Here is a 23,084-nt window from a genome sequence, read left to right as displayed (position 1 = left end):
CCGTTGCATCGGGATTGCCGTCCTGACCTGGGGTAGGGCATACTCCCCATCCCCCCACATGCCCTTTCTTGCCGCTTTCTTTGCTGTCCGTTGCCTCGTTGTCTCGACGTTTGTGATGCCCGGAAAAGCCCGGATTCTCCGGAGTCCGCCGGGTCGTGTGGGGGGATCCGCCCGATGGGCACCACTCTGCGCGCGCTGCGCGCCCTCGTCCTGCTGTCCGGTTTCTATCTGCTGAGCCTCGCGCTGCTGGCCGCGCTCGCCGCTGTCGACGCGGCGGCGATCGCCTGGGCGCACGGCGCCGTCGCCGTCAAGATCCTCATCGTCTCCGTGCTGCTCGGCCTGCCCATCGTCCGCGGCGTGTTCATGCTGCGCACCCCGCGCGGGGAGGAGCCGCCCGGCATCTCCGTCACCGAGGCCGACGAACCCCGGCTGTGGGCGCTGGTCCGTGAGCTGGCGCGGGCCACCGGCACCCGCGCCCCCGACCGCATCGTGCTCACCGGCGACGTCAACGCCGCCGTCTCCGAGCGGCCCCGGCTGCTCGGCCTGCTCCCCGGCCCGCGCCGCCTCTACCTGGGCGTGCCGCTGCTGACCGGGCTCACCGAGGGTCAGCTGCGGGCCGTCCTGGCCCACGAGTACGGCCACTTCACCGGCGGCGACACCCGGCTGGCCGCGCTCGTCGTCCGCGGCCGGGTGCAGATCGCCCGCGTCGTCGGCCACTTCCACGCCAAGGCCGACGGCAAGGCCGCGGCCGAGCGCGCCAAGCAGGAGCAGGCCGCCGCCAGGCGGCTGGCGAAGGGCAAGAAGGCCAAGCAGATCGACACCGCCGGCGCCGGCATCACGTACCGGATGATGGCGGCGGTCTACACCCGCTACGGCCACCTCTACCTGCGCGCCTCCCTGTCCACCGCGCGCGGCCAGGAGTACACCGCCGACCTGACCGCCGCCCGGATCGCCGGGCGCGAGGCGACCGCCTCGGCGCTGCGCGAGATACCCGCGCTCGCCTCGGCCCACGACTACTACCTCGACTCCTACGCCACCCTCGGCGTCCAGGCCGGTCTGCTGCCGCCGCGCGGGGAGTTCTTCGGCGGATTCGGCCGGATGCTCGCCGCCCGGCAGGACGAGCTGGCCGGGCTGCGCGCGAAGCTGCCCACCGAGCCGGAGTCGCCGTACGACTCGCACCCGCCGATCGCCGACCGGGTGCGCCGGATCGAGGCGCTGCCCGCCGACGGCCGCGCCGACGAGGCCCGGGGTGCCGCGCTGGACCTGCTCGCCGACCCGGAGCGCACCCTGGCCGCGCTGGAGCGGGCGGTGCTGACGCACCAGGTGGCGGCGATGCGGCACACCGAGGGGTGGCAGGACCTGCTGGACACCGCCATGGCGCGGAATCTCACCGGCATGGAGACCCCGCTCCACCGGGCGCTGGCCGCGTACACCGGGCAGCCGGCGACACTGCCGGCGCTGCTGCGGCTGATCGACGACGGCCTGCTGTGGCAGCTGGCGCGGCGGCTGCCGCTGTCCGAGCAGGCGGCGGCCGCCACGGGCCGGGTCTTCCGCGAGTTCGCCCGTCCCGTGCTGCGCTCGTCCCTGCGCAGCATGGTGCTGGCGGAGTTCAGCGCCCGTTCGCTGCTGCGGTGGGAGTTCTCGTGGGCGCGGCCGGCCACGATCCGGCTGCCCGGCCCGGAGCCGCGGGACGGCTCGGACGCGAGTCCCGAGCAGACGCTGGAGGCCGCCGTGGACGCCGCGCTGGCCGACCGCCCCGACACGGCCCCGCTGCGGGCCCTGCTGCCGCCGGACCGGCAGCCGGCGTGACCCCGCGACGGGCGCGCCCCCGCCCCTCGGCGCCCCCGGCGTCACGGCACCCGACCTCTCGACGAACGGATCGCACCCCCCATGACCGTCCTGCTGTGGATCCTCGGCATCCTGGCCCTCCCCGTGGTGATCGCCGCGGTGTGGTTCACCGGTGTGTTCGTGAAGGAGCTGTTCTCGCCCAGTCCGCCGGACCCCGACAAGGGTGCGGAGGCCGCCGAGCGGCTGGGTCTGCTGCCCGCCGAGCGGCAGAACACCGAGCTGTCCGCGGCGCTGCCCGGGGAGTGGGCGGCCGCGCTCACCGCGGTGCGCGGCGGTGACTGGCAGCCCGCCGCCGAGCTGCTGCGCGGCATCGGCCGGGACTGGGAGCGCCGGACGACGGTCACCGGACTGCTGGCCGAGCTGGCCGCCAAGGAGGACGACTGGCTGCTGGCGTGGGAGGCCGCGCGCCCCGAGGACCCGGACGCGGCCCTGGTCAGGGCGCAGAGCACGGTGAACCTCGCCTGGGAGCTGCGGGGCGCGAAGAAGGCGCAGTACACGACGCGCGAGCAGTTCGAGGGCTTCCACCGGACGCTGAAGGGCGCCCGCGACGACATCGCGCGGGCGGCCGCCCTCAATCCGGACGACCCCACGCCGTACATCACGGAGATCTGGGTGGCGCTGGGCCTGGGCTACCCGCAGGCCGAGATGGACAGGCTGTGGGCGCAGATCGTCACGCGCGCCCCGCACCACTTCGGCGCCCACTACTCGGCGCTGCAGTACTGGTGCGCGAAGTGGCGCGGTTCTAAGGAGCTGGCGTTCGCCTTCGCCGAGAGCGCGGCCGCCGCGGCACCGCCGGGCAGCCTGCTGACGATGCTGCCGCTCGTCGCGCACTTCGAGCACGACGACTCCGACGACGCCGCGGTCGACAACACGCCCGAGATGGTGGCCCGGGTGGACGCGGGCCTCGCCGACGCGGCCGCCGCGGACCCCACGCACCCGGGGCTGGCGGGCCTGCGCCACCTGCTGGCGTTCTACCTCCACCTCCAGGACCGGCACGAGACGGCGCTGGAGCAGTTCACCCTGGTCGACGGCTACGTCGACGCGCTGCCGTGGAACTACCGGGCCGACCCGGCCGCGTACTACTGCCGGGTCCGCAACGAGACGGTGCTGGCGGCCGCGCCCACGGCCTGACCGGGACGCGGGAGGCCACCTCTGTTCCCGCGGCCGCGATCACGGCCGCGGGCACGAACCGGCGGCGGTCAGCTCTGCGCGCGGGCGGGCAGCCGCCATCCCGGGCGCGGGAAGTGGCAGGTGTAGCCGTCCGGGTAGCGCACCAGGTAGTCCTGGTGCTCCGGCTCGGCCTCCCAGAAGGGGCCGGCCGGCTCCACCTCGGTGACGACCTTGCCCGGCCACAGGCCGGAGGCGTCGACGTCCGCGATGGTGTCCTCGGCGATCCGCTTCTGCTCGTCGTCCACGTAGTAGATCGCCGAGCGGTAGCTGAGGCCGATGTCGTTGCCCTGGCGGTTCTTCGTGCTCGGGTCGTGGATCTGGAAGAAGAACTCCAGCAGGGCGCGGTAGCTGGTCTCCTCCGGGTCGAAGAGGATCTCGATGGCCTCGGCGTGCGTGCCGTGGTTGCGGTACGTCGCGTTCGGCACGTCACCGCCGGTGTAGCCGACCCGGGTCGCCGTCACGCCCGGGAGCCGGCGGATCAACTCCTGCATCCCCCAGAAACATCCGCCCGCCAGCACGGCCCTCTGCGTCTGCGCAGCCATTCCGGCCCCTCCTAGAACTCGTCGGCTTGATCACTCGGGCCGCCCGGCTCACCACCACCGGCCTGCGCCGCCCACCACCTCAACGCGCGAGGTCCCCGAGCGATTCCACACCCGCCCGGTGGGCCCCTTCGCGGAGGCTGCAACGTCTCGGCGCAACAAATTCCGAATGCCCGCAGACGTCGGACGCGCTTACCAGCAGCAGTCACCTCCACGCCTCGCGCCCCGGTTCGGCGGCCCGGCGGCGCGCGAGGCCTTCCGGCTCGGGCCGGGCCCGTAATCCGGTCGACGGGAGCCCCGTCGGGGCGTATCTTCGCCGGTCACGACGGGACAGGGGAGGGTGCCGGTGGCCGGGAGGACGTTTTTGCTGGGCGGGGGGTGGGGCTTCGCCGGGATGTACGAGGGGTTCGTGCGGGCGGCGGGCCGGGGCGGGAGCGTGGCGCCGCGGATCGGGTGCGTGATCGTCGACGAGGGGGACGGCGCGGAGCAGTTCGCCCGGTACGCCGGTGCGCTGGCGGCGGCCGGTGACTGCACGGCGGTGCCGCTGCTGGTGCCGCTCGGCGGGCGGTTCGCGGTGGGGGCGGTGGCGGACGTGGACGGGCTGCTGGTGTGCGGCGGGCTGACGCCCGCCTACCAGGAGGCGTTCGCCCCGTGTCTGGACCGGCTGCCGCGTCTGCTGGGCGAGCGCGGGGTGCCGTACGCCGGGTTCTCCGCGGGCGCGGCCCTCGCGGCGCGGCGGGCCGTGGTCGGCGGGTGGACGCTGGACGGGGCGCCGGTCTGCCCGGCGGACGCCGGGGAGGACCTGGAGGAGATCGAGGTCCGGCCAGGTCTGGGCCTGGTGCCGTTCGCGGTGGACGCGCACGCCGCCCAGTGGGGGACGCTGCCGCGGATCGTCGCCGCCGTGGCCCACGGGTACGTCAGCCACGGCGTGGCCGTCGACGAGCACACCGTGCTGGAGGTGTCCGGGGACGGGCGGGCCCGGGTGAGCGGCCGGGGGCGGGTGCACGTGGTGCGGCCGTCGCGGCCCCGGGACGGGGACGGTCCCGGGGCCGGTGCCGCGGTGCGGGTGCACCGGGCCGGGGAGTCGTTCGCGGTGGCGTGACGCCCGCCCGGCCCGGAGCGGCTCAGATGGTGGCGTTGTCGATGACGAACCGGTACCGGACGTCGCTCGCCAGCACCCGCTCGTACGCCTCGTTGATCTGGTTGGCGTCGATCAGCTCGATCTCGGCGCCGATGCCGTGCGCGGCGCAGAAGTCCAGCATCTCCTGGGTCTCCCGGATGCCGCCGATGCCGGAGCCGGCCAGCGTCTTGCGGCCGCCGATCACCGAGAACAGGTTGAGCGACACGGGCTCCTCGGGGGCGCCCACGTTCACCAGCGCGCCGTCCGTCTTCAGCAGCGACAGGAACGCGCCGAGGTCCAGCGGCGCCGACACGGTCGAGATGATCAGGTCGAACGTGCCGCGCAGCTGCTCGAAGGTCGCCGGGTCGCTGGTGGCGAAGTAGTGGTCGGCGCCCAGCTTCAGACCGTCGTCCTTCTTGCGCAGCGACTGCGACAGCACCGTCACCTCGGCGCCCATGGCGTGCGCGAGCTTGACGCCCATGTGGCCGAGGCCGCCAAGACCGACGATCGCGACCTTCTTGCCGGGACCGGCGTTCCAGTGCCGCAGCGGGGAGTAGGTGGTGATGCCGGCGCAGAGCAGCGGGGCGGCCACGTCGAGGGCGAGACCGTCGGGGATGCGGACGACGAAGTCCTGGTCGACGACTATCTGCTCGGAGTAGCCGCCGTAGGTGACCTCCCCGTCCTTGCCGACGGCGTTGTAGGTGCCGACGTTGCCCTCGAGGCAGTACTGCTCCAGACCCTTGCGGCAGTTCTCGCACTCGCGGCAGGAGTCCACCATGCAGCCGACGCCCACCCGGTCGCCGACGGCGTACTCGGTGACGCCGGGGCCGACGGCGGAGACGACGCCCGCGATCTCGTGGCCGGGGACCATCGGGAAGATCGCGGTGCCCCAGCCCTCGCGGGCCTGGTGGATGTCGGAGTGGCAGATGCCGGCGAACTTGATGTCGATCAGGACGTCGTGCTCGCGGACCTCACGACGCTCGATGGTGGTCCGCTCGAGCGGAGCCTTCGCGGCGGGGGCGGCGTACGCAGCGACAGTGGTCATGCCTGGGGTTCTCCTAGCAGAGGGGTCGCGCCCGGCCGGCTTGTGACCGGGTACGGGTTCCAGCCTGCCCCGATCGGCCCGGATCACCCAGACCACGGCTCTGCGTACGTCCGCCGTGCCTACCACTGGCGGGGACAGGCTGGCCGGCGTACGACCACCGCGGGCGTCCGATACTGGGCGCATGGACGAACAGCCCGAGGTGTCGGGACGCCCGCTGGACCGGCGGGCCGAGCTGAGCGAGTTCCTGCGCACCCGGCGGGCGCGGCTGAAGCCCCACGACGTGGGCCTGCCCGACGTCGGCCGGCACCGCAGGGTACCGGGGCTGCGCCGGGAGGAGCTGGCGCAGCTGGCGGGGGTGTCGGTGGCGTACTACACGCGGCTGGAGCAGGGCAACGGGCGCAACGTGTCGGCGGAGGTGCTGGACGCGATCGCGCGGGCGCTGCGGCTGACGGACGCCGAGCACGCGCACCTGACGCACCTGGCCAAGCCGAAGGCGCACAAGAAGCGGCCGGCGGGGCGGGCGCAGCAGACCCGGGCGTCCATCGGCCGGCTGCTGGACACGATGGAGGGCGTCCCGGCGTACGTCGTCGGGCGGCGCGCGGAGATCCTGGCGTGGAACCGGATGGCGGCGGCCGTCTTCGGCGACTGGGCGGAGCTGCCCGCGGCGGAGCGGAACTGGGCGCGGCTGGTGTTCCTGGAGCCCGCCTACCACGACCTGTTCGTCGACTGGGAGCAGAAGGCGATCGACCTGGTGTGCGCGCTGCGCATGGACGCCGGCTGCTACCCGGACGATCCCCGGCTGTCCGCGCTCGTGGGCGAACTCTCGGTCAAGAGCGAGGAGTTCCGGCGGCTGTGGGCGACGCACGACGTGAAGGAGAAGAGTCACGGCGTGAAGCGGCTGCACCATCCGCTGGTGGGTGAGCTGTCGCTGAACTTCGAGTCGTTCAAGGTGATGGACGACGCCGACCAGAGCCTGGTCGTGTACCACGCGGAGGCGGGTTCGCCGTCGGCGGAGGCGCTGCGGCTGCTGGCCAGCTGGGGCGCGGACGCGACGCGGGTGGCGCTGCGCCCCGCCCAGCCCTGACCGGGGCGCGGCCGGGCCCCGTACCGCCACGAAGGGCCCGTCGGAAGCAACCTTCCGACGGGCCCTTCGCTCTCCGCCCGCGAGCTGAGCCGCTCAGCCTCTCAGCCTCTCAGCCGCTCACGCGCCCGGGCGGTGCGGCGCTCACTTGCCGTAGTAGGCGTTGTAGATGGTGAGGGCCGACTTGTTGTTCTTCTTGTCGGTGATGTGGGCGCGGAACGAGATGCTCTTGCCCTTCGCCGGGTTCTTCACGGTGATCTTGCCGTGCGAGACGGTGACCTTCTTCCAGGTCTTGCCGCCGTCGTAGGACACGTCCACGGAGAGGGACTTGAGGTTGCCGCCCGCGGCCGCGCCCTCCACGGTGACCGGGAAGGTCACCTTCTGGCCGGCCGTGACCTTGCTGTCGAGGCCGGTCTTGGCCCCGAAGCGCAGGCTGGAGGCCGGGAGCTTGCCGATGTCGCCGCCGGCCGGCTTCTTCGAGCGGAAGGTCCAGCTCGCGTCGATCCGGGAGGAGGCGGCGGCGACCTTGGCCGAGCGCTTGACCGAGGTGGTCAGCTTGTAGGCGGCGTCGCCGGCGGGCACCTTGAAGGACTCCTCGCCGAACAGCGGGTCCTTGTTGGAGCCGACCTTGGTGCCGTTGCGGTACAGGGTGGTGTTCACCGAGCTGAAGACCGAGGAACCGGCGTGCGTGGCGCCGTCGGCGAACAGCGGCAGGCTGCCGTAGATGTCGTTGCCGTCCCGGAACAGACCGAAGTAGCTGTTCAGGTGCGGGCCGAAGACCGCGGTGTTGAAGGTCTTCGTGTACGTCTTGCCCGCCGCGAAGGACTGCGAGTCACCGAGGGTGTAGTACGCCTCGGAGATCGGGAAGCCGTCCGCGTCGACGCCGCCGGACTGCTCGAAGTCCAGGCCCCAGCGCACGCCGCCCTGCGTGGACAGGTGCAGGGTGCGGGTGCCGGGCAGGTTCTGCGGGATGCCGACGGAGGAGCCGCTGGAGCTGCCCGGGAGCCAGCCGACGGCGTTGACGGCGCCCTTCTTGCCGCTCGCGGAGGCGCCGAGCCGGGCCTTCACGGTGGCCAGGTCGCCCGCCTTGTAGTGCTTGGTGTAGCCGGTGGCGAGCTGCTTGACCCCGGCGCCGCTCACGACGTCGTACTGCTGGGTGTCACCCTTGGTCCAGTGCCCGTCCCACTGCTGGTAGAGCGAACCGTCGGTGAGCTTCGGGCCGAGGCCCGCGGTGTGGAAGTTGGCGTACGTGTCGAGGAACCAGCCGAAGCCGTACTGGCCGTCCGCCACCGCGACGTCGAACTCGGGCGAGGCGAAGACCGACGTGGCGCCGGTGTCGGGGACGGTGATGTCCACCGGCTTGGCCTTGCGGGCGTCCAGCGTGATCGTCTGGTTCTTGGTGACGTTCAGCTTGGGCTGGGCGATCCAGTCGATGCCCTTGGTGGCGTCCTCCGGGTCCGCGAACAGCGAGGTGTTGAGGATGTACGTGCCCTTGGGCGCGCGCACCTTCACCGTGCCGGACGGGTCGTAGGGGTTCAGCCACCTGCCGTTGGCCAGACCGGCGACGCCGGCCAGGTCGACGTTGTAGTAGGGCGCCGGCTTGCCGTCACGGCCGACGGCCTTCAGCGTGACGTCGTAGGACTCCACCTCGCGCTGCACCGCGGCGGCCGTGCGGACGCTCTGCCCGCCGCCGGTCGCGGTGACGTAGGCCGAGTAGGCGCCGTCGAGGGTGCCGCCGGGCTTGGTGTTCACGGTGAAGCCGACGGAGGCCGTGCCGTGCGCCGGGACGGTCACCTTGGTCTTCGCCAGCTTGAAGAAGCCCGCCGGGGCCGCCTGGCCCTTGGGGTTGCTGGTGGTGGCGGCGAGGTCGAGCGTGACGTCCTTGGCGCTGAGGTTGCGGTACGTCAGCTGCTTGGTGACCGGCTTGTCGTCGGTGTGCGGCCACTGCTGGGTGCCGAAGCTCACCGACACCGGGTCGGCGATCACGGCCTGCTTGATGGCCTTGTCGACCTGGATACGGCCCGAACCCTGCTGGAACGGCGTGTACTTGCCGCCCTTGGCGGAGCCGGTCAGGGCCCCCTTCAGCTCGGCGTAGCCCCAGTCGGGGTGCTCCTGCTTCAGGATGGCGGCGGCGCCCGCGACGTGCGGGGTCGCCATCGAGGTACCGGAGATCGTCAGGTAGCCCTCGGGCTTCTCGCCGACCTCCTCGTCGATGACGCTGCCCTTGGCCGCAGCGGCGGTGATGTCGACGCCGGGCGCGGTGACGTCCGGCTTGATCGCGCCGTCACCGGCGCGCGGGCCGGTCGAGGAGAAGTCGGCCAGCTTGTCCTTGCCGTCGACGGCGCCGACGGTGAGCGCGGCGTCCGCGCTGCCGGGCGAACCGACCGACTCGGGGCCCTCGTTGCCCGCGGCGATCGCGAACAGCACGCCCTTGTCGGCGGAGAGCTTGTTGACCTCGGCCTCGAGCGGGTCGATCTCGGGCGTGTCGTAGCCGCCCAGGCTCAGGTTGATGACGGAGGCGCCCTGCGCGGCCGCCCACTCCATGCCCGCGAGGATGCCGGAGTCGTCACCGGAGCCGGTGTCGTCGAGGACCTTGCCGTTGAGCAGCTTGGCGTCGGGTGCGACGCCCTTGTACTTGCCGCCCGACTTGGCGCCGGTGCCCGCCACGATGGAGGCGACGTGCGTGCCGTGGCCGAAGTGGTCGGTGGCGTCGGCGGCCGAGGTGAAGTTCTTGGCCGCGATCACCTGGGTCTTCAGGTCCGGGTGGGTGGCGTCCACACCGGTGTCGAGGACGGCGACCTTCACGCCCTTGCCGGTGAAGCCGGCCGCCCACGCCACCGGGGCGCCGATCTGCGGCACGGACTTGTCGAGGCTGGCCTTGCGGACGCCGTCGAGCCACACGTGGGCGATGCCGGAGGCCGACCGGTCGCCGTTGGTGACCGCCTTCCACAGCTCGGACGTGTCCGTGGCCGGGGTCTGCACGGCGTCGGCGTTCAGCGTCTTCAGGGCGCGGCGCAGGGTGCCGGCGTCGCGGACGTCCGCCTTGGCGGCGGACGCGGTGCCCCGGTAGCCGACGATGACCTTCAGGCCGTGCTGCTGGGCCTTGCGGGTGGCGGCCTTGTTCAGCTCGGTGACGTCGAACAGGCGCTGGTCGAGCGTGCCGGAGGCGACCAGGTGGGCCGCGTCGGCGGGTATGACGAGCGTGTGCCCCTCGGCCTTGCGGACCTGGAAGGGTATGTGCTCCCGCCCCTTGGCCCGGTTCAGGCCGACGACGCGGCCCTTGGCGTCCAGGGCGACACGGTCGCCGGTGATCAGGGTGACGTGGTGCTTGGCGGTGAGCGAGGCGGCAGCGGCCGGGGCACGCTGCTCCGACTTCGCCGACGCCGGGCTGGTCATGCCGGCGGCGAGGGCGACGGTCGCGGCAGTGGCCACGGTGGCCGCGGCCGCTCTTTTCACTTGTGTGCGCAAGACTCCCCCTGCTGATGGAGTACCGGGCGAATTCCCCGTTCACCCGGCCGGGGGCAGTCTCGTACGCATGCACGTCATCCCCCCGGATTCCGCAGTATGCCGGGGGGCGATCGGGCGGCTCAAGGGATGTCGGGGCGGGATGGAGCAGGTCCGGAAACTGTTACGCCTCAGGGGGGACATCGTTACGTAACCGCGAAGTCGGAAGGGAACCTTCGGTGTTAAGGGCCGCTCAGGCCCCGGCGTTCTCCTTGACGGTGATCCTGCCCTTGCGGATGGTCGCCACGCGCGGTGCCTTCCGCGCGATCGCGGAGTCGTGGGTGACCATGATGAAGGTCAGCCCGTGCTCCTTCCACATGCTCTCCAGTACGTCCATGATCTCGTCGCGCATGCTCTCGTCGAGGTTGCCGGTCGGCTCGTCGGCGAGCAGCACCGTGGGCTGCTTCACCAGCGCCCGGGCGATGGCGACGCGTTGCTGCTGGCCGCCCGACATCTCCGACGGCAGGTGCGCGAGCCGCTCGCCGAGACCGACCGACCGCAGCGCCTCCGCGGCCCGTTCGCGCCGCTGACGTCCCTTCACGCCGAGCGGCACGAGGGCGGTCTCGACGTTCTCCTGCGCGGTGAGCGTCGGGATGAGGTTGAAGGACTGGAAGACGAAGCCGATGTTCGCGCTGCGCACCCCGGTCAGCCGGGCCTCCGACAGCCTGGCCAGGTCGGTGCCGTCGAGCACGACCTCCCCGGAGGTGGGGCGGTCGAGGCCGCCGAGCATCTGCAGCAGCGTGGACTTGCCGCCGCCCGTGGGGCCCTGGATGACCAGCCGGTCGCCGTCGCCGATGGTCAGGTCGACGCCGTCGAGGGCGTGCACGGTGTCCTTGCCCCGGGTGTAGCGCTTGGTGACGTTTCTCAGTTCGTACATGGTGGCTCCTGGGTGGGTTCGGGGTTGGTCCGCGCCGGACCGGGCCGCGGGCGGGCGGGGGCCGGCGGCGCGGTCGTCCGCGGGCGGGCGGCCGGCGCCGGCGGGTCGTCGGAAGGCGTCACTCGACGCGGCGCAGGGCGTCCGCCGGGCGCAGGCGCGAGGCGCGCCAGCCGCCGAAGGCGCCCGCGACCAGGCCGCCGGCCACGGCGAGGGCCACCGCCAGGACGATCGTGGTGACGCTGACCGGCGCGGTGAGCGCGACCTCCAGGGTCTTCGCGGCCGCCTGCCGGCCGGGCCCGCCGAAGCCGCCGGGGCCGCCGCCCGGGCCCCCGGTGCCCGAGCCGGTGGCGCCCAGCTGTGCCTGGAGGGTGGGGCTGACGGAGGTGACGGCGTACGCGCCGGCCAGGCCGATCGCGATGCCGAGGGCGCCGCCGACCAGGCCGTTGACCATGGCCTCGCCGGCCACCTGCCGGGTCACCCGGCCGGACTTCCAGCCCAGTGCCTTGAGCGTGCCGAACTCGCGCACCCGGCGGGAGACGGCGGAGGAGGTGAGCAGGCCCGCGACCAGGAACGCGGCCACCAGCACGACGACCGACAGCCACCGGCCGACCTTGGTGGCGAGGCTGGAGGCGGTGGACAGCGAACCGGAGACGGTCTTGGCGAGGTCGGAGGAGGTGGTGACGGTGGTGCCCGGGACGTTCGCGCGGATCGTGCTCTTGACGTCGTCGATGCGCTGCGAGTCGGTCGCCTTGACGTAGATCGTGGTGACCTTGTCCTTCTCACCGGCCAGGGTCTGCGCCCGCTTCAGCGGGACGTAGAGGTCGGCGGCCGCGTCCCCGCTGCTGGCGGTGGCGATGCCGATCACCGTGAACGTCACGCCCTTGACGGTGACGGTGGAGCCCACCTTGTACTTCTTCTCCTTGGCGTAGGCGGAGTCGGCGACGGCCACCTTCGCGTTCGTCTCGGTCGCCTCGAAGGCACGGCCACTGGTGATCTTCGACGAGGTCAGCGGGCCGAGCGTGCCGTGGGTGACGTCGGTGCCGAAGACGCTGTACTGGTTGACGTCGAAGTCGGCGCCGCCGCCGCGCACCTCGCCCTGCGGCTGCCCGGTGCCGCCGCCCGGACCGCCCTGCCGCCCGGTGGAACCGCCCTCCTGCTGGAACTGGCCCCGGGTGAACTGGCCGCTGACCTTGATGACGTTGAGGCTCAGCCCGCCGACCGCCGACGACACGCCCCGCTGGCCGGCGACCTTGGTGACGGTGGAGGCGGCGAGGGTGGTGAAGCCCTGCACCCGGACCCGGTCGCTGCTCTGGCTGCCGGCGTCGTCGTCACCCCGGGCGTCGAACTGGAAGCGGGGCTGCTGCGCGCTGCCGGCGGTGGGGGTGGCCGCCTTGGTGACGGTCATGTCCGTGCCCAGTCCGTACAGCGACTGGAGGACCTTGTCCTGCGCCTTCCCCATGCCGCTGGACACGGAGCTGACCACGATGACGAGCGCGATGCCCAGGGCGAGGCCGGAGGCGACGACGAGGGCCGCCTTTCTGCGGCGGCGCAGTTCGCGCCTCAGGTAGGTGAAGAACATGCGCCGCAAGCTAGGTACGGCGCGTGATGACTCGATAAGGCCGAAATAAGAGAAGCATGAGAAGGCTGTGGCGGGGCCCGGAAAGACCGGTGCCGCCCCTGGGGGCGGCACCGGTCGGCAGTCTGGCAGGTCGAAAAGGTGTCAGACGGCGGAGCCGGCCTTCCACTGCGCCCAGTTCATGTTCCAGCCGTTGAGGCCGTTGTCGGGGGCGACGGTCTTGTCACCGGTGTTCCGCACGACCACCACGTCACCGACGATGGAGTTGTCGTACATCCACGCGGCCGGCGTGTTGGGGTCGCCCGCGCCCTTGGTGTCGGACAGGCCCACGCAGCCGTGGCTGGTGTTGACGCTGCCGAAGATGGACTTCGCGGCCCAGTAGTTGCCGTGCAGGAAGGTGCCGGAGCTGGTGAGCCGGATGGCGTGCGGCACGTCCTTGATGTCGTACTCGCCCTTGCCGTCGTCGTCGGTGAAGCCGACCGTCGCCCCGTTCATCCGGGTCTGCTTGAACTTCTCGGACATCACCATGACGCCCTCGTAGGTCGTGTTGTCGGGCGAACCGGCGGATATCGGTATGGTCTTGACGGTCTTGCCGTCCCGCGTGACCTTCATCTGCTTGGTCTTGGCGTCGACGTAGGAGACCTGGTTGCGGCCGATGTGGAAGGTGACCGTCTTCTGCTGCACGCCGTAGACGCCGCTCGCGCCCTCGACACCGTCCAGGGCCAGCTTCAGCGTGACGGTGGAGTTCTCCTGCCAGTACTGCTCGGGGCGGCAGTCCATGCGGTTGGCGCTGAACCAGTGGCAGACGACCTCCTGGCCGCTGCTGGAGGTGACCGTGACGCCCTTCTGGACGGCGGCCTTGTTGGTGATCGCCTTGTCGAAGGTGATCGACACGGGCATGCCGACGCCGACCGTGGAGCCGTTCTCCGGCGTGAAGTTGCCTATGAAGCTGTTGGCCGGGGAGACCGTGGTGAAGGAGGCGTTCTCGTGGGCCACGCGGCCGTCGGAGTCCTTGGCCTCGGCGGCGACCTTGTAGGTGGTCGAGCGCTCCAGCTGGGCGGTGGGCTTCCAGCTGGTCCGGTCGGCGGACAGCTCGCCGGTGACGGCCTTGCCGTCGGCGGTGGTCATCGTGACGCCGGTCAGCGTGCCCTCGGCGACCTTGACGGTGGCGGAGTTGTTGATGGAGGCGTTGGCGGAACCGTCCTTGGGCGTGATGGTGATCTGCGCCTCGGAGGACTTCTGGGCCGCCGCCTCGTCCGTCCGCGTCTGCGAGGTGTCGCCGCCGCCGGAGGAGGCGTCGCTGTCGCCGCCGGAACAGGCCGTGAGCACCAGCACACCGCCGAGCAGCGCGGTCGCGGCCCGCAGGCCCCTGAGCCGCTTACTGTCCGTCATCACACGCTTCTCCATCTTGCCGAGTCCGCACATAACCGCGAGATTCCCCGTCGACAGTCCTCAACGCCCGGACCGGTGGGTGCCGTTCCGGATGCTTCGGATGTGTGGGGTACACCACGTCCGCCGCGGCGGGTGGCCACGGCGGGTGGTGCGAGGCGGGCTCGCGCGTCCTTGAGACGCCGAGACCCCGGACGGCGGTCGCCGTCCGGGGTCTCACGTTCCCCGGGCCGCTCAGCCGATGCCGTCCTCTTCCTCGTCCTCGTCGCGGCCATCATCCTCGTCGAGATCCCACTCGGGCGAGTCAGGGTCGTAGTCGATCCGCTCACTCGACCAGGAAGCCTGCTGGAGCTCCACTCCGGGCACCTCACTGACCAGGTCGAACGGGTCGACGAGATAGGCCAGCGCCTCCGCGGTGTCTTCCGTCACAGCGCCCTCGGCATGGGCCCGCTCAGCCTCGGGCAGCTCCGGGTCGCCGGCCAGCCGGCGCAGCGCCGCCTTGGTGACCGCGTCCTCGTCGCCGACCTCGATGACCAACTCCACCCGAAGTCGCACAAAACGTGATGTCTCTGAAGTGCTCATGCGGGGAGCGTACGGCCGAAACCTCCCGTGACTTTCCCGTGACCCGCGAATTTCACTAACATCGCCCCACACGGCCAATTCGCCAGCGTCACAAGGGGATCGATATTCCGTGTCATCCGCTCGCCGCTCGTTGCTGACCGCCACCGCCGCGGGCACCCTCCTGGGCGCCCTGTGGTTCGTCCCGTCCGCGAACGCCTCCTCACAGACCTCCGCGGACACCCCGGCGTCGGCACAGGTCTCCCACCACGTCACGCGGCAGGCGAAGGCGGCGCCGGGGACGGCCACCGCGGTCACCACCGAGATCACCGCCCGCTCCGCCGCCGGTACCCCGGCCGACGCCGCCGGCGCGGCGACCGCGGTCGCCGCGCGGGACGCGGCCGGCCTGTCCGCGGCCGACGGCACGCGCCTCGCCGACACCGGCAGCTTCGACACCACGCCCTACGTCGTCGGCGGGACGCTCTTCCTCGCCCTGGGCGCCGGATTCGTGGTGTATTCGGTGCGCCGGGAGCGCCTTGGCTTTTAATAGATTTGACGTGCCCTTGACGTTTCTCTCATAGTCCGCTCATGAAGAGATCATCGGGCGTGCGGTTGTGCGCCACCGCCGCAGTGAGCGTGCTGTCGCTCGCCCTTGTCACGGGCTGTTCCGATTCCGGCTCGGACGCCGGATCCGACGGCGGGTCGAAGGGGGCCAAGGAGTCCGCCGCGGCGTCGTCGGTCAAGGCGCTGAGCGTCGCCGAGCTGAAGCAGCTGATCGTCGCCCCGGGCGAGGTCAAGGGCTACAAGGTCACCTCGGCCGGCAAGACCGTGCCGGCCAAGAGCGCGGTGAAGGCCGACAAGGCCGCGTGCGAGCCGCTGTTGTACGCCATGAGCGGCGTCGCCCCGGGTGACGCGGGGAGCGAGACCAACCGCCTGGTCACCGAGGACAAGAAGGACCCCACGGACGACGCGACGTCCATGGACGACCTCGCCGACGGCAAGTTCGAGGACGCGCTGAAGGAGTCCATGGACCGGGACACCACGGTGGTGGGCCTGTCCTCGTACGACGGTGACGGCGCCCAGCGGGCGGTGCGGTCGGTCTCCGACGGGATCGGCGCCTGCAAGGGCGGCTTCACCGGCACGAGCGGCAGCGAGAAGCAGAAGATCACCGCCGTCGCCGCGGAGAAGCCGGCCACCTCGGGTGACGAGGCGGTGGCGTTCGCCGCGACCGCCGACCTGGAGGACGGGGACACCGCCCCGGTGCACGTCGTGGTGGCGCGGCACGGCAACACGGTCGCCACGTACTACACGATGAACATCGGCGCGATGATGGCCAAGAAGGCCTACGCGGTGCCCTCCGCGGTCGTCGACGCCCAGGCGGCCAAGCTGAAGTGACGCCGTGACGGGACGGAGGTCCGGCCACGCGGTGGCCGGACCCCCGTCCCGTCTTTCGGGGCAGGTCCAGGGCCTGCCGTTCGGATCATGTCGGCGTCGCGGGGCTCGGGTCGGCCGAAAGGCGCAGTTCCTCTCAGCCGACCTGATCCAGACGACAGGCCCTAGCGCAGCGGGCCGGTGACCGTCTCGGCGGCGGCGACCAGTGCGCCCTCGCGCACGAAGGCGTCGGCGGCCGCGAGGTCGGGCGCGAGGAACCGGTCCGGGCCGGGGCCCTGGACGCCGGCGGCGCGGACGGCGTCGATGACGGCGCGCGAGGCGGGCGCGGGCTCCAGGCCGTCGCGCAGCTCGATGGCGCGGGTGGCGGCGTACAGCTCGACGGCGACGATCCGGGTGAGGTTGTCGACGGCGGTGCGCAGCTTGCGCGCGGCCGACCAGCCCATGGACACGTGGTCCTCCTGCATCGCGGAGGACGGGATGGAGTCCGCGGAGGCCGGCACGGCGAGCCGCTTCATCTCGCTGACCAGCGCGGCCTGCGTGTACTGGGCGATCATCAGCCCGGAGTCCACACCGGCGTCGTCCGCGAGGAACGGCGGCAGGCCGTGGCTGCGGTTCTTGTCCAGCAGCCGGTCGGTGCGGCGCTCGGCGATGGAGCCGAGGTCGGCGGCGGCGATGGCGAGGAAGTCCAGGACGTAGGCCACGGGCGCGCCGTGGAAGTTGCCGTTGGACTCCACCCGTCCGTCGGGCAGCACGACCGGGTTGTCGACGGCCGAGGCCAGCTCGCGCTCGGCGACCAGGCGGGCGTGGGCGAGGGTGTCGCGCCCGGCGCCGGCGACCTGCGGGGCGCAGCGCACCGAGTAGGCGTCCTGGACGCGGGGGGCGCCGTCCTGGTGGTGGCCGGTGAGCTGGGAGCCCTGGAGCACGGCGAGCATGTTGGCGGCGGCGGCGCCCTGTCCCGGGTGCGGGCGGATGGCGTGCAGCTCGGGCGCGAGGACCTTCTCGGTGCCGAGCAGCGCCTCCAGGCTGAGGGCGGCGGTGATGTCGGCGGACTTGTAGAGGGTGTCCAGGTCGGCCAGGGCCATGATCAGCATGCCGAGCATGCCGTCGGTGCCGTTGAGGAGGGCCAGGCCCTCCTTCTCGCGCAGTTCGACGGGGGCGATGCCGTGCTCGGCGAGCAGCTCGCCGGCCGGGCGCACCGCGCCGTCGGGGCCCTCGGCGTCGCCCTCCCCCATCAGGGTCAGCGCGCAGTGGGACAGCGGGGCGAGGTCGCCGGAGCAGCCGAGGGAGCCGTACTCGTGCACGACCGGGGTGATCCCGGCGTTGAGCACGTCGGCCATGGTCTGGGCGACCTGGGGCCGTACGCCGGTGTGCCCGGAGCAGACGGTCTTCAGGCGCAGGAACATCAGGGCCCGCACGACCTCGCGCTCCACCCGCGGGCCCATGCCGGCGGCGTGCGAGCGGACGATGTTGCGCTGCAGCTGGGCGCGGAGTTCCTGGCTGATGTGCCGGGTCGCCAGGGCTCCGAAGCCGGTGCTGACGCCGTAGACCGGGTCGGGCTTGGCCGCGAGCGCGTCCACGATCTCGCGGGCGGCCGCGAGGGCCGCCACGGCCTCGGCGGAGAGTTCGACCCGGGCGCCGCCGCGCGCCACGGCGAGGACGTCGGACGCGGTGACCCCGGACGTCCCCACCACCACAGTGTGCATATCCATATTCAGGAGCGTACGCATTGAATGCGGCGGTGTCACTAGTGGGGACCCCTGTTGCCCCTTACGCCGCCTGTGGTCCGCGCCACCTCACCGGGCGCCGCACCCGCGGTTCCTCACGGGTGGCGGCCGCGGAAGCGGCGCCGGTCGGCCCGCTCGGGCGCGGGCTCGTCGGCGAGCCGGACGACCGGGTCGTCGGGGCCCGCCCGCCCGGCCACCACCGGCCGGTCCGCGCGCACCGCCTTGGCCCGGTACTGCGCCGCGTCGGCCAGCCGGAACAGCCGGCGGGCGTCACCGACCGGGCCGATCGGGTCGTCGGTCGAGGCGACCCCGCAGGCGACGCCCTCGCCCAGCTCCAGCTCGGCCGCGCGGCGGCACAGCTCGTCGGCCGCCTTCACCACCTCGTCCGCGGGCGCCCCCACCGCCAGCAGGCAGAACTCGTCCCCGCCCAGCCGCGCCGCGAGCGCGCCGGGCAGCATCGCCCCGCACAGCGACAGCACCGAGCCGAACCGTTCCAGCAGCCGGTCGCCGACCGCGTGCCCCTGGGTGTCGTTGACCCGCTTGAGCCCGTTGAGGTCGCAGACGACGAGGCTGACCGGGGCGCCGTCCCGGCGGTGGCGGTCGATCGCGGCGTCCAGCCGGGCGTCGACGGCGCGGCGGTTGGCCAGGCCGGTGAGGGCGTCGGTGAACGCCAGCCGGCGGGCCTCCTCCAGCCGCTCGGTCTGCGCGAGGCCCGCGGCGACGACGGCCGCGAGGACGGTGGCGAAGTCGGCGTCGGAGCCGTCGAAGACGGGTGTACCGGTCGCCCGGGCGACGTACAGCTCCCCCCAGGCGCGGCCGTGCAGCACCACCGGCGCGACCACGCAGCAGCCGCGTCCGCGGCGGCGCAGGGCGGCGACGCGCTGGTGGAAATAGCCGGGGGTGCCGGCCGCGGTGCCCTCGGCGGTCTCCACCCAGGCGTTGGGGCCGCCGCCGCCCGCCCACCGCTCGTGCAGGAACTCGGTGATCTCCGGGAACTGGTGCACCGGGTAGGCCTCGGACTCCGGGAACTCGTCCTCGTCCGACGCCCGGTCCCCCACGTTGACCAGCACGCGCAGCCGTCCCAGGCCCCGCTCCCACACCGACAGCGCGGCGAAGCTGCCGTCCAGCGCCCGGCACGCCCCCCGGGCGGCGGCGTGCCACGACTCCCGGGGGGTGTGCGCCGCCGCCATCCCCTGAGCCAGCGCCACCACGGCGGCAAGCCGCTTGTCGTCACCCATCACCCCAGATTAAGGACGATCGGAACGAACGGGGACATCGGGGCGGGATCGGCCCGGGGGTCGGTCAGGCGGGCCGCACCGCCCCGGGGCCGCCCCCGCTCACTCGCCCGGCCACTGCGGCCGGCGCTTGTCGTTGAACGCCGCGACGCCCTCCGCCCGGTCCCCCGAGAACGCCACCGACCGCCAGGCCGCGTCCTCGACCTCCAGACCCGCCCGCAGGTCGAGGCCGTGCCCGAGCCGCAGCGCCCGCTTGGCCGCCCGCAGGCCCACCGGCGAGTTCCCGGCGATCCGCGCGGCCAGCGCCAGCGCCTCCTCGCGGTCCCGGCCCTCCTCCACCAGCTGGTCGACGAGCCCCAGCTCACGGGCCTCGGCCGCCGCCACCCGCCGCGCCGAGAAGATCAGCTCGGCGGCCCGCGCCGCCCCGACCCGCCGGGGCAGCAGCTGGGTGCCGCCGCCGCCCGGGATCACGCCCACCGACACCTCGGGCAGCCCCACCACCGCCGTGGGATCGGCCACGATCAGGTCGCAGGACAGCGCCAGCTCGAACCCGCCGCCCAGCGCGAACCCGTGCACCGCGGCGATCGTCGGCATCGGCAGCTCCAGCACGCCCGTGTACGCCCCCCGCGCCACCGGGCGCTGGCGCACCAGGTCGGCGTCGCTGAAGGAGTTGCGCTCCTTCAGGTCGGCGCCGACGCAGAACGCCCGCTCGTGCGAGGAGGTCAGCACGACCACCCGGGCGTCCCGGTCGGCGGCGAGCGCGGCGCAGGCCCCGGCGAGGGAGCGGGCCATCCCGGTCGACACGGCGTTCATCGCCTTGGGCCGGTCCAGCACCAGTTCCGCGACGTACTCGTGCCGCCGCACCAGCACGAACTCCCCGAACCGCTCCTCGCTCATGACATCCTCCGGTTAACGCGGGTTAACTCACTGTCGGGCCGATCATCGCAGCCCCGGTCCGGCCGGGAAAGAGGCGCCCCCCAGACCCCCGTTCGGGTGACATCCGGACCGTCCGGCCGCGGCCCGCCCGTCACGGCGCATAGCGTGCGCTCTCGCCCCGGCGCGTGCGGGGCGCACCGCGGAAGGATCGCCATGACGGCACAGACGCGCACCGGGACCCGTACGGACATACCCGCCGGGGCGGCCGCCGGACCGCCCGCCGTACGGCGCGGCCGGCACCGCAGGCGGCGCCCGCGCGGGATGCTGCTGGCCGCCGGGGGCCTGGCGCTGGCGGCCGGGGTGCTGAGCCTGGTCCGGGTGGCACCGGAGTCCGGGGTGGGCACGGCGGAGGCCGAGCCCCGCCCCGGCGCGGCCGGCGGCCCCGGCGACCGCGCCGCGCACACCGCCGCCACCGCCGGTACGGCCGAGGCGGCCCGGCCGTCGGCGACCTCCGTCATGGGCGGCGCGAGCGGCCCGGCGGACCCCGGCGCCGGCGGCCCGGCGCACCCGGCCGGGCCGGCCTCGCTCCCCGGGTCCGTCTCCGCCCGGGGCACGGCCCCGGGCACCGTCCCGGCCCCGCTTCCCGGGCCGGCGCGCACCCCGGCGGCGCCCGGCACCCCGCCCGCCGCCACGGCCACCCCGACGGCCGCCCCGCGCCCGACCCCCACGGCCGGCCCGGCCACGACCGCACCGGCGCCGGGCCGCAGCGACCGCCCGGGCGGGGGCGGCACAGGCGGCGGTGGCGGGGCCATCTGCGTGCCGGTGATCGGGCTGTGCGTGGACCCGCTGGAGGCGAGGCACAGCGCCCCCGTACGTCCGTAGCCCTGCCGTGCGGGGTGTGTCAGGACTCGCTGTCGCGGCGGGAGAGCAGCCAGGGCTCGACCACGCCGAGCCCGCGCACCGGCCGCTGCCACATCGGCTGGAGCGCGAAGCGGTACACCGGCGGCTCCTCGCCCTCCTTCTCCGCGGCGGCCGCGGCCTCGGCCGCCTCCGCCTCCGAGGCGGGGGCCTCGCCGGTGCGGATCAGCTCCTCGGCGAACGCGCTGTCCACCAGCACGGCGTCGCGCGGGGCTATCGAGGTCAGCCGGGAGGCGAGGTTGACGGTGGTGCCGAAGACATCGCCCATCCGGGTGGTGACCGTGCCGAACGCCATGCCGACGCGCAGCTCGGGCATCGTCTCGTCGTTGCTCATCGTCTCGACCAGGCGCAGCGCGATGTCGGCGGCGATCCCGGCGTCGTCGGCGGCGTAGAGGACCTCGTCGCCGAGGGTCTTGATGAGGCGGCCGCCGCGCGCGGCCACCAGGTCGGCGGCGGTGGTCTCGAACGCCTCCACCAGCTCGCCCAGCTCCTCCTCCTCCATGCGGCGGGTCAGCCGCGTGAAGCCGACGAGGTCGGCGAAGCCGACGGCGAGCCGCCGGTCGACCATCTCCTCGTCGTCGGCGGCCTGCACGACCCGGCCGGCCGAGGCGGCGAGCTGGCGGCGCCACACGTAGACGAGGAACTCCTCCAGCTCGGGCAGGAGCAGCTCGACGATCGGGTACGTCACCTCGGTGCGGGTCATGCCCGGCTCGGGCGGCTCGGTCAGCCCCTCCAGGAAGGAATCGATCTGCCACTCCGCCAGCCGGGCGGTGGTCTGCCCGGTGGAGCGCGCCACCTGCACCGCCATGGCCTCGCTGAGCAGCCCCGCCTCCACCAGACCGGCGAGGCGGCGCAGCGCCAGGACGTCCGCCTCGGTCAGCGCCTTGGCCTGCCCTATGTCGGCGAAGCCCATCGCGCGCCAGAAGCGGGACGCCAGCTCCATGGAGACGCCCGCGCTGCGGGCGGCCTGGAAGGGGGTGTAGCGGCGCTCGGCGCCCAGGATGAGCTGCTCCAGGCGCAGGGCCAGCGGGTCGTCGCCGGGGTCGGCGGCAAGGGGATCCTCCCGCTCGAGCGGAGCCGAGCGTGGAGGAGGGTTCACCCGGCCGTCCGCGTCCGCGCCGGAGCCCGTGTCGTCGACGGTCACGCCTGCTGCCCTTCCGATCTGCCACGGTCAGGTATCGACCGGCCTCAACTCTACGGCAGGTGTGCGCCAGCTCACTCCGCGAGCCGGACCGGGCCGGGCGCGGCGCCACCGCCCGCGCACGCCGCCCGGCACCCGCCCCGGCCTGCTCTCACGCGGGCCGCAGATGGACGATGTCCCCCGCGCCCACCGGCTCGGTGACCCCTTCGCCGGTGGCCAGGACCAGCCGTCCGTCGCCGTCGACGGCGACCGCCTCGCCCACCACCGACCGGTCCCCCGGCAGCTCCGCCCGCACCGTGCGGCCGAGCGTGGCGCAGCCCGCGGTGTACGCCTCCTGGAGGCGGCTGGCGGCCGGGTCGCCGCCCGCCTCGCGCCAGCGGCCGTACCAGTCCTCGATCGAGCGCAGCACCGCCCGCAGCAGCGGGTCCCGGTCGGTGCCGGCGGCCCCGGCCAGGGCCAGCGACCCGGCCTGGGGCACCGGCAGCTCGTCCTCGCGCAGGGTGACGTTGAGGCCGGCGCCGATGACGACGCCGTCGGGGCCGGCCCGCTCCGCGAGGATGCCGCCGGCCTTGCGCTCCTCGCCGCCGACGGTCACCAGCAGGTCGTTGGGCCACTTCAGGGCCGTGTCGACGCCCGCCGCCCGGGCCAGGCCCGTCGCCACGGCCACGCCGGTGAGCAGCGGCAGCCAGCCCCAGCGCGCCACCGGCACCTCGGTGGGGCGCAGCAGGACGGAGAAGAACAGCCCGGAGCGCGGCGGCGCCGTCCACTGCCGGTCCAGGCGACCCCGGCCGGCCGTCTGCTCCTCCGCCACCAGGACCGCGCCCTCGGCCGCCCGCCCGGCCTCCGCGCGGGCCACCAGGTCGCTGTTGGTGGAGCCGGTGCGCTGCACCACGTCCACCTCCGTCCACAGGCCGCCGGACCGGACCAGGGCCCGCCGCAGCGCCGCGGCGTTGAGGGGCGGCCGGTCCAGGTCGGACCACCGGCTGTCGTTCGGGTCTGAGGCATCTCGCGGCGTCATGCAAGCCACCCTAGGTGTGGTAAACGCCGCAGTGCTGATCGCTGGGCGCGCCACTACGCTACGGATGAGTAAC

General features: G+C 73.3%; 19 protein-coding genes. 7 read left to right on the top strand and 12 right to left on the bottom strand.

Annotated features, from left to right (window positions below):
* The first annotated feature begins 174 nt into the window (after positions 1-174).
* Both ACZ6CZ_RS12640 and ACZ6CZ_RS12635 read left to right on the top strand, forming a co-directional pair.
* On the top strand, positions 175-1,809 hold the full coding sequence (locus ACZ6CZ_RS12640) for a M48 family metalloprotease (RefSeq protein ID WP_469018658.1): 1,635 nt from the start codon (positions 175-177) through the stop codon (positions 1,807-1,809).
* A gap of 81 nt (positions 1,810-1,890) precedes the next feature.
* On the top strand, positions 1,891-2,979 hold the full coding sequence (locus ACZ6CZ_RS12635; RefSeq protein WP_469018655.1) for a hypothetical protein: 1,089 nt from the start codon (positions 1,891-1,893) through the stop codon (positions 2,977-2,979).
* A gap of 68 nt (positions 2,980-3,047) precedes the next feature.
* Here ACZ6CZ_RS12635 and msrA read toward each other — a convergent pair whose 3' ends face one another.
* The gene (gene msrA / locus ACZ6CZ_RS12630) at positions 3,048-3,560 is read right to left on the bottom strand and encodes a peptide-methionine (S)-S-oxide reductase MsrA (RefSeq protein WP_469018652.1); all 513 of its coding nucleotides are present in this window, start codon (positions 3,558-3,560) and stop codon (positions 3,048-3,050) included.
* Positions 3,561-3,903: 343 nt separating this feature from the next.
* Here msrA and ACZ6CZ_RS12625 point away from each other — a divergent pair, with 343 nt between their 5' ends.
* Complete coding sequence (locus ACZ6CZ_RS12625; RefSeq protein WP_469018649.1) at positions 3,904-4,659, top strand: type 1 glutamine amidotransferase family protein; 756 nt, start codon at positions 3,904-3,906, stop codon at positions 4,657-4,659.
* A 22-nt stretch (positions 4,660-4,681) separates the two neighbouring features.
* Here the strand turns inward: ACZ6CZ_RS12625 and ACZ6CZ_RS12620 are convergent, their stop codons facing one another.
* Positions 4,682-5,722 (bottom strand): NAD(P)-dependent alcohol dehydrogenase, encoded by a 1,041-nt coding sequence (locus tag ACZ6CZ_RS12620; RefSeq protein WP_469018646.1) that lies wholly within the window; start codon positions 5,720-5,722, stop codon positions 4,682-4,684.
* 181 nt (positions 5,723-5,903) lie between these two features.
* Between ACZ6CZ_RS12620 and ACZ6CZ_RS12615 the strand changes: the two genes are divergently transcribed.
* Positions 5,904-6,806, top strand: a complete 903-nt coding sequence (locus tag ACZ6CZ_RS12615) for a helix-turn-helix domain-containing protein (RefSeq protein ID WP_469018644.1) — start codon at positions 5,904-5,906, stop codon at positions 6,804-6,806.
* 141 nt (positions 6,807-6,947) lie between these two features.
* On the opposite strand, the gene ACZ6CZ_RS12610 is transcribed toward ACZ6CZ_RS12615, so the two are convergent.
* The 5 genes from ACZ6CZ_RS12610 to ACZ6CZ_RS12590 form a co-directional block, all read right to left on the bottom strand.
* Entirely contained in the window at positions 6,948-10,259 is a 3,312-nt protein-coding gene (locus tag ACZ6CZ_RS12610) for a S8 family peptidase (RefSeq protein ID WP_469019105.1), read from the bottom strand.
* 241 nt (positions 10,260-10,500) lie between these two features.
* Positions 10,501-11,184: an ABC transporter ATP-binding protein gene (locus ACZ6CZ_RS12605; protein WP_469018641.1), complete on the bottom strand. Its 684-nt coding sequence runs from the start codon at positions 11,182-11,184 to the stop codon at positions 10,501-10,503.
* Positions 11,185-11,302: 118 nt separating this feature from the next.
* Positions 11,303-12,763: an ABC transporter permease gene (locus ACZ6CZ_RS12600; protein WP_469018638.1), complete on the bottom strand. Its 1,461-nt coding sequence runs from the start codon at positions 12,761-12,763 to the stop codon at positions 11,303-11,305.
* 141 nt (positions 12,764-12,904) lie between these two features.
* Positions 12,905-14,152 carry a L,D-transpeptidase gene (locus ACZ6CZ_RS12595; protein WP_469018636.1) on the bottom strand — a complete coding sequence of 416 codons (1,248 nt, stop codon included), beginning with the start codon at positions 14,150-14,152 and terminating at the stop codon, positions 12,905-12,907.
* A gap of 231 nt (positions 14,153-14,383) precedes the next feature.
* On the bottom strand, positions 14,384-14,731 hold the full coding sequence (locus ACZ6CZ_RS12590) for a hypothetical protein (protein ID WP_469018633.1): 348 nt from the start codon (positions 14,729-14,731) through the stop codon (positions 14,384-14,386).
* A 109-nt stretch (positions 14,732-14,840) separates the two neighbouring features.
* On the opposite strand from ACZ6CZ_RS12590, the gene ACZ6CZ_RS12585 reads away from it, so the two are divergent.
* Both ACZ6CZ_RS12585 and ACZ6CZ_RS12580 read left to right on the top strand, forming a co-directional pair.
* Positions 14,841-15,254, top strand: coding sequence for a cell wall protein (locus ACZ6CZ_RS12585; protein ID WP_469018632.1), 414 nt, complete (start codon positions 14,841-14,843; stop codon positions 15,252-15,254).
* A gap of 41 nt (positions 15,255-15,295) precedes the next feature.
* Positions 15,296-16,102 carry a hypothetical protein gene (locus tag ACZ6CZ_RS12580; RefSeq protein ID WP_469018630.1) on the top strand — a complete coding sequence of 269 codons (807 nt, stop codon included), beginning with the start codon at positions 15,296-15,298 and terminating at the stop codon, positions 16,100-16,102.
* A gap of 161 nt (positions 16,103-16,263) precedes the next feature.
* On the opposite strand, the gene hutH is transcribed toward ACZ6CZ_RS12580, so the two are convergent.
* The 3 genes from hutH to ACZ6CZ_RS12565 form a co-directional block, all read right to left on the bottom strand.
* Positions 16,264-17,802, bottom strand: coding sequence for a histidine ammonia-lyase (gene hutH, locus ACZ6CZ_RS12575; RefSeq protein ID WP_469019103.1), 1,539 nt, complete (start codon positions 17,800-17,802; stop codon positions 16,264-16,266).
* Positions 17,803-17,918: 116 nt separating this feature from the next.
* Positions 17,919-19,061, bottom strand: coding sequence for a GGDEF domain-containing protein (locus ACZ6CZ_RS12570; RefSeq protein ID WP_469018627.1), 1,143 nt, complete (start codon positions 19,059-19,061; stop codon positions 17,919-17,921).
* A 99-nt stretch (positions 19,062-19,160) separates the two neighbouring features.
* Complete coding sequence (locus ACZ6CZ_RS12565; RefSeq protein WP_469018625.1) at positions 19,161-19,955, bottom strand: enoyl-CoA hydratase/isomerase family protein; 795 nt, start codon at positions 19,953-19,955, stop codon at positions 19,161-19,163.
* A 192-nt stretch (positions 19,956-20,147) separates the two neighbouring features.
* Here ACZ6CZ_RS12565 and ACZ6CZ_RS12560 point away from each other — a divergent pair, with 192 nt between their 5' ends.
* Complete coding sequence (locus ACZ6CZ_RS12560) at positions 20,148-20,816, top strand: hypothetical protein (RefSeq protein ID WP_469018623.1); 669 nt, start codon at positions 20,148-20,150, stop codon at positions 20,814-20,816.
* 19 nt (positions 20,817-20,835) lie between these two features.
* Here ACZ6CZ_RS12560 and ACZ6CZ_RS12555 read toward each other — a convergent pair whose 3' ends face one another.
* Together ACZ6CZ_RS12555 and ACZ6CZ_RS12550 are read right to left on the bottom strand one after the other, a co-directional pair.
* Positions 20,836-21,996: an adenylate/guanylate cyclase domain-containing protein gene (locus tag ACZ6CZ_RS12555; RefSeq protein ID WP_469018620.1), complete on the bottom strand. Its 1,161-nt coding sequence runs from the start codon at positions 21,994-21,996 to the stop codon at positions 20,836-20,838.
* Between the two features lie 148 nt (positions 21,997-22,144).
* The gene (locus ACZ6CZ_RS12550; protein ID WP_469018618.1) at positions 22,145-23,011 is read right to left on the bottom strand and encodes a biotin--[acetyl-CoA-carboxylase] ligase; all 867 of its coding nucleotides are present in this window, start codon (positions 23,009-23,011) and stop codon (positions 22,145-22,147) included.
* Between the last annotated feature and the right edge of the window lie 73 nt (positions 23,012-23,084).

The organism is Streptomyces sp. NPDC041135 (assembly GCF_055592085.1).
The sequence above is the reverse complement of the archived record's forward strand: the minus strand, read 5'-3'. Positions and strand labels throughout refer to the sequence as shown.

Bases quoted from the DNA above. Each gene is read 5' to 3' on its own strand.
- ACZ6CZ_RS12615 (WP_469018644.1), top strand. From the start codon at position 5,904: ATGGACGAACAGCCCGAGGTGTCGGGACGCCCGCTGGACCGGCGGGCC.
- ACZ6CZ_RS12570 (WP_469018627.1), bottom strand. From the start codon at position 19,061: ATGGGTGACGACAAGCGGCTTGCCGCCGTGGTGGCGCTGGCTCAGGGG.
- ACZ6CZ_RS12595 (WP_469018636.1), bottom strand. From the start codon at position 14,152: ATGACGGACAGTAAGCGGCTCAGGGGCCTGCGGGCCGCGACCGCGCTG.
- ACZ6CZ_RS12640 (WP_469018658.1), top strand. From the start codon at position 175: ATGGGCACCACTCTGCGCGCGCTGCGCGCCCTCGTCCTGCTGTCCGGT.
- hutH (WP_469019103.1), bottom strand. From the start codon at position 17,802: ATGCACACTGTGGTGGTGGGGACGTCCGGGGTCACCGCGTCCGACGTC.
- ACZ6CZ_RS12550 (WP_469018618.1), bottom strand. From the start codon at position 23,011: ATGACGCCGCGAGATGCCTCAGACCCGAACGACAGCCGGTGGTCCGAC.
- ACZ6CZ_RS12600 (WP_469018638.1), bottom strand. From the start codon at position 12,763: ATGTTCTTCACCTACCTGAGGCGCGAACTGCGCCGCCGCAGAAAGGCG.
- ACZ6CZ_RS12590 (WP_469018633.1), bottom strand. From the start codon at position 14,731: ATGAGCACTTCAGAGACATCACGTTTTGTGCGACTTCGGGTGGAGTTG.
- ACZ6CZ_RS12635 (WP_469018655.1), top strand. From the start codon at position 1,891: ATGACCGTCCTGCTGTGGATCCTCGGCATCCTGGCCCTCCCCGTGGTG.
- msrA (WP_469018652.1), bottom strand. From the start codon at position 3,560: ATGGCTGCGCAGACGCAGAGGGCCGTGCTGGCGGGCGGATGTTTCTGG.
- ACZ6CZ_RS12560 (WP_469018623.1), top strand. From the start codon at position 20,148: ATGACGGCACAGACGCGCACCGGGACCCGTACGGACATACCCGCCGGG.
- ACZ6CZ_RS12565 (WP_469018625.1), bottom strand. From the start codon at position 19,955: ATGAGCGAGGAGCGGTTCGGGGAGTTCGTGCTGGTGCGGCGGCACGAG.
- ACZ6CZ_RS12580 (WP_469018630.1), top strand. From the start codon at position 15,296: ATGAAGAGATCATCGGGCGTGCGGTTGTGCGCCACCGCCGCAGTGAGC.
- ACZ6CZ_RS12620 (WP_469018646.1), bottom strand. From the start codon at position 5,722: ATGACCACTGTCGCTGCGTACGCCGCCCCCGCCGCGAAGGCTCCGCTC.
- ACZ6CZ_RS12605 (WP_469018641.1), bottom strand. From the start codon at position 11,184: ATGTACGAACTGAGAAACGTCACCAAGCGCTACACCCGGGGCAAGGAC.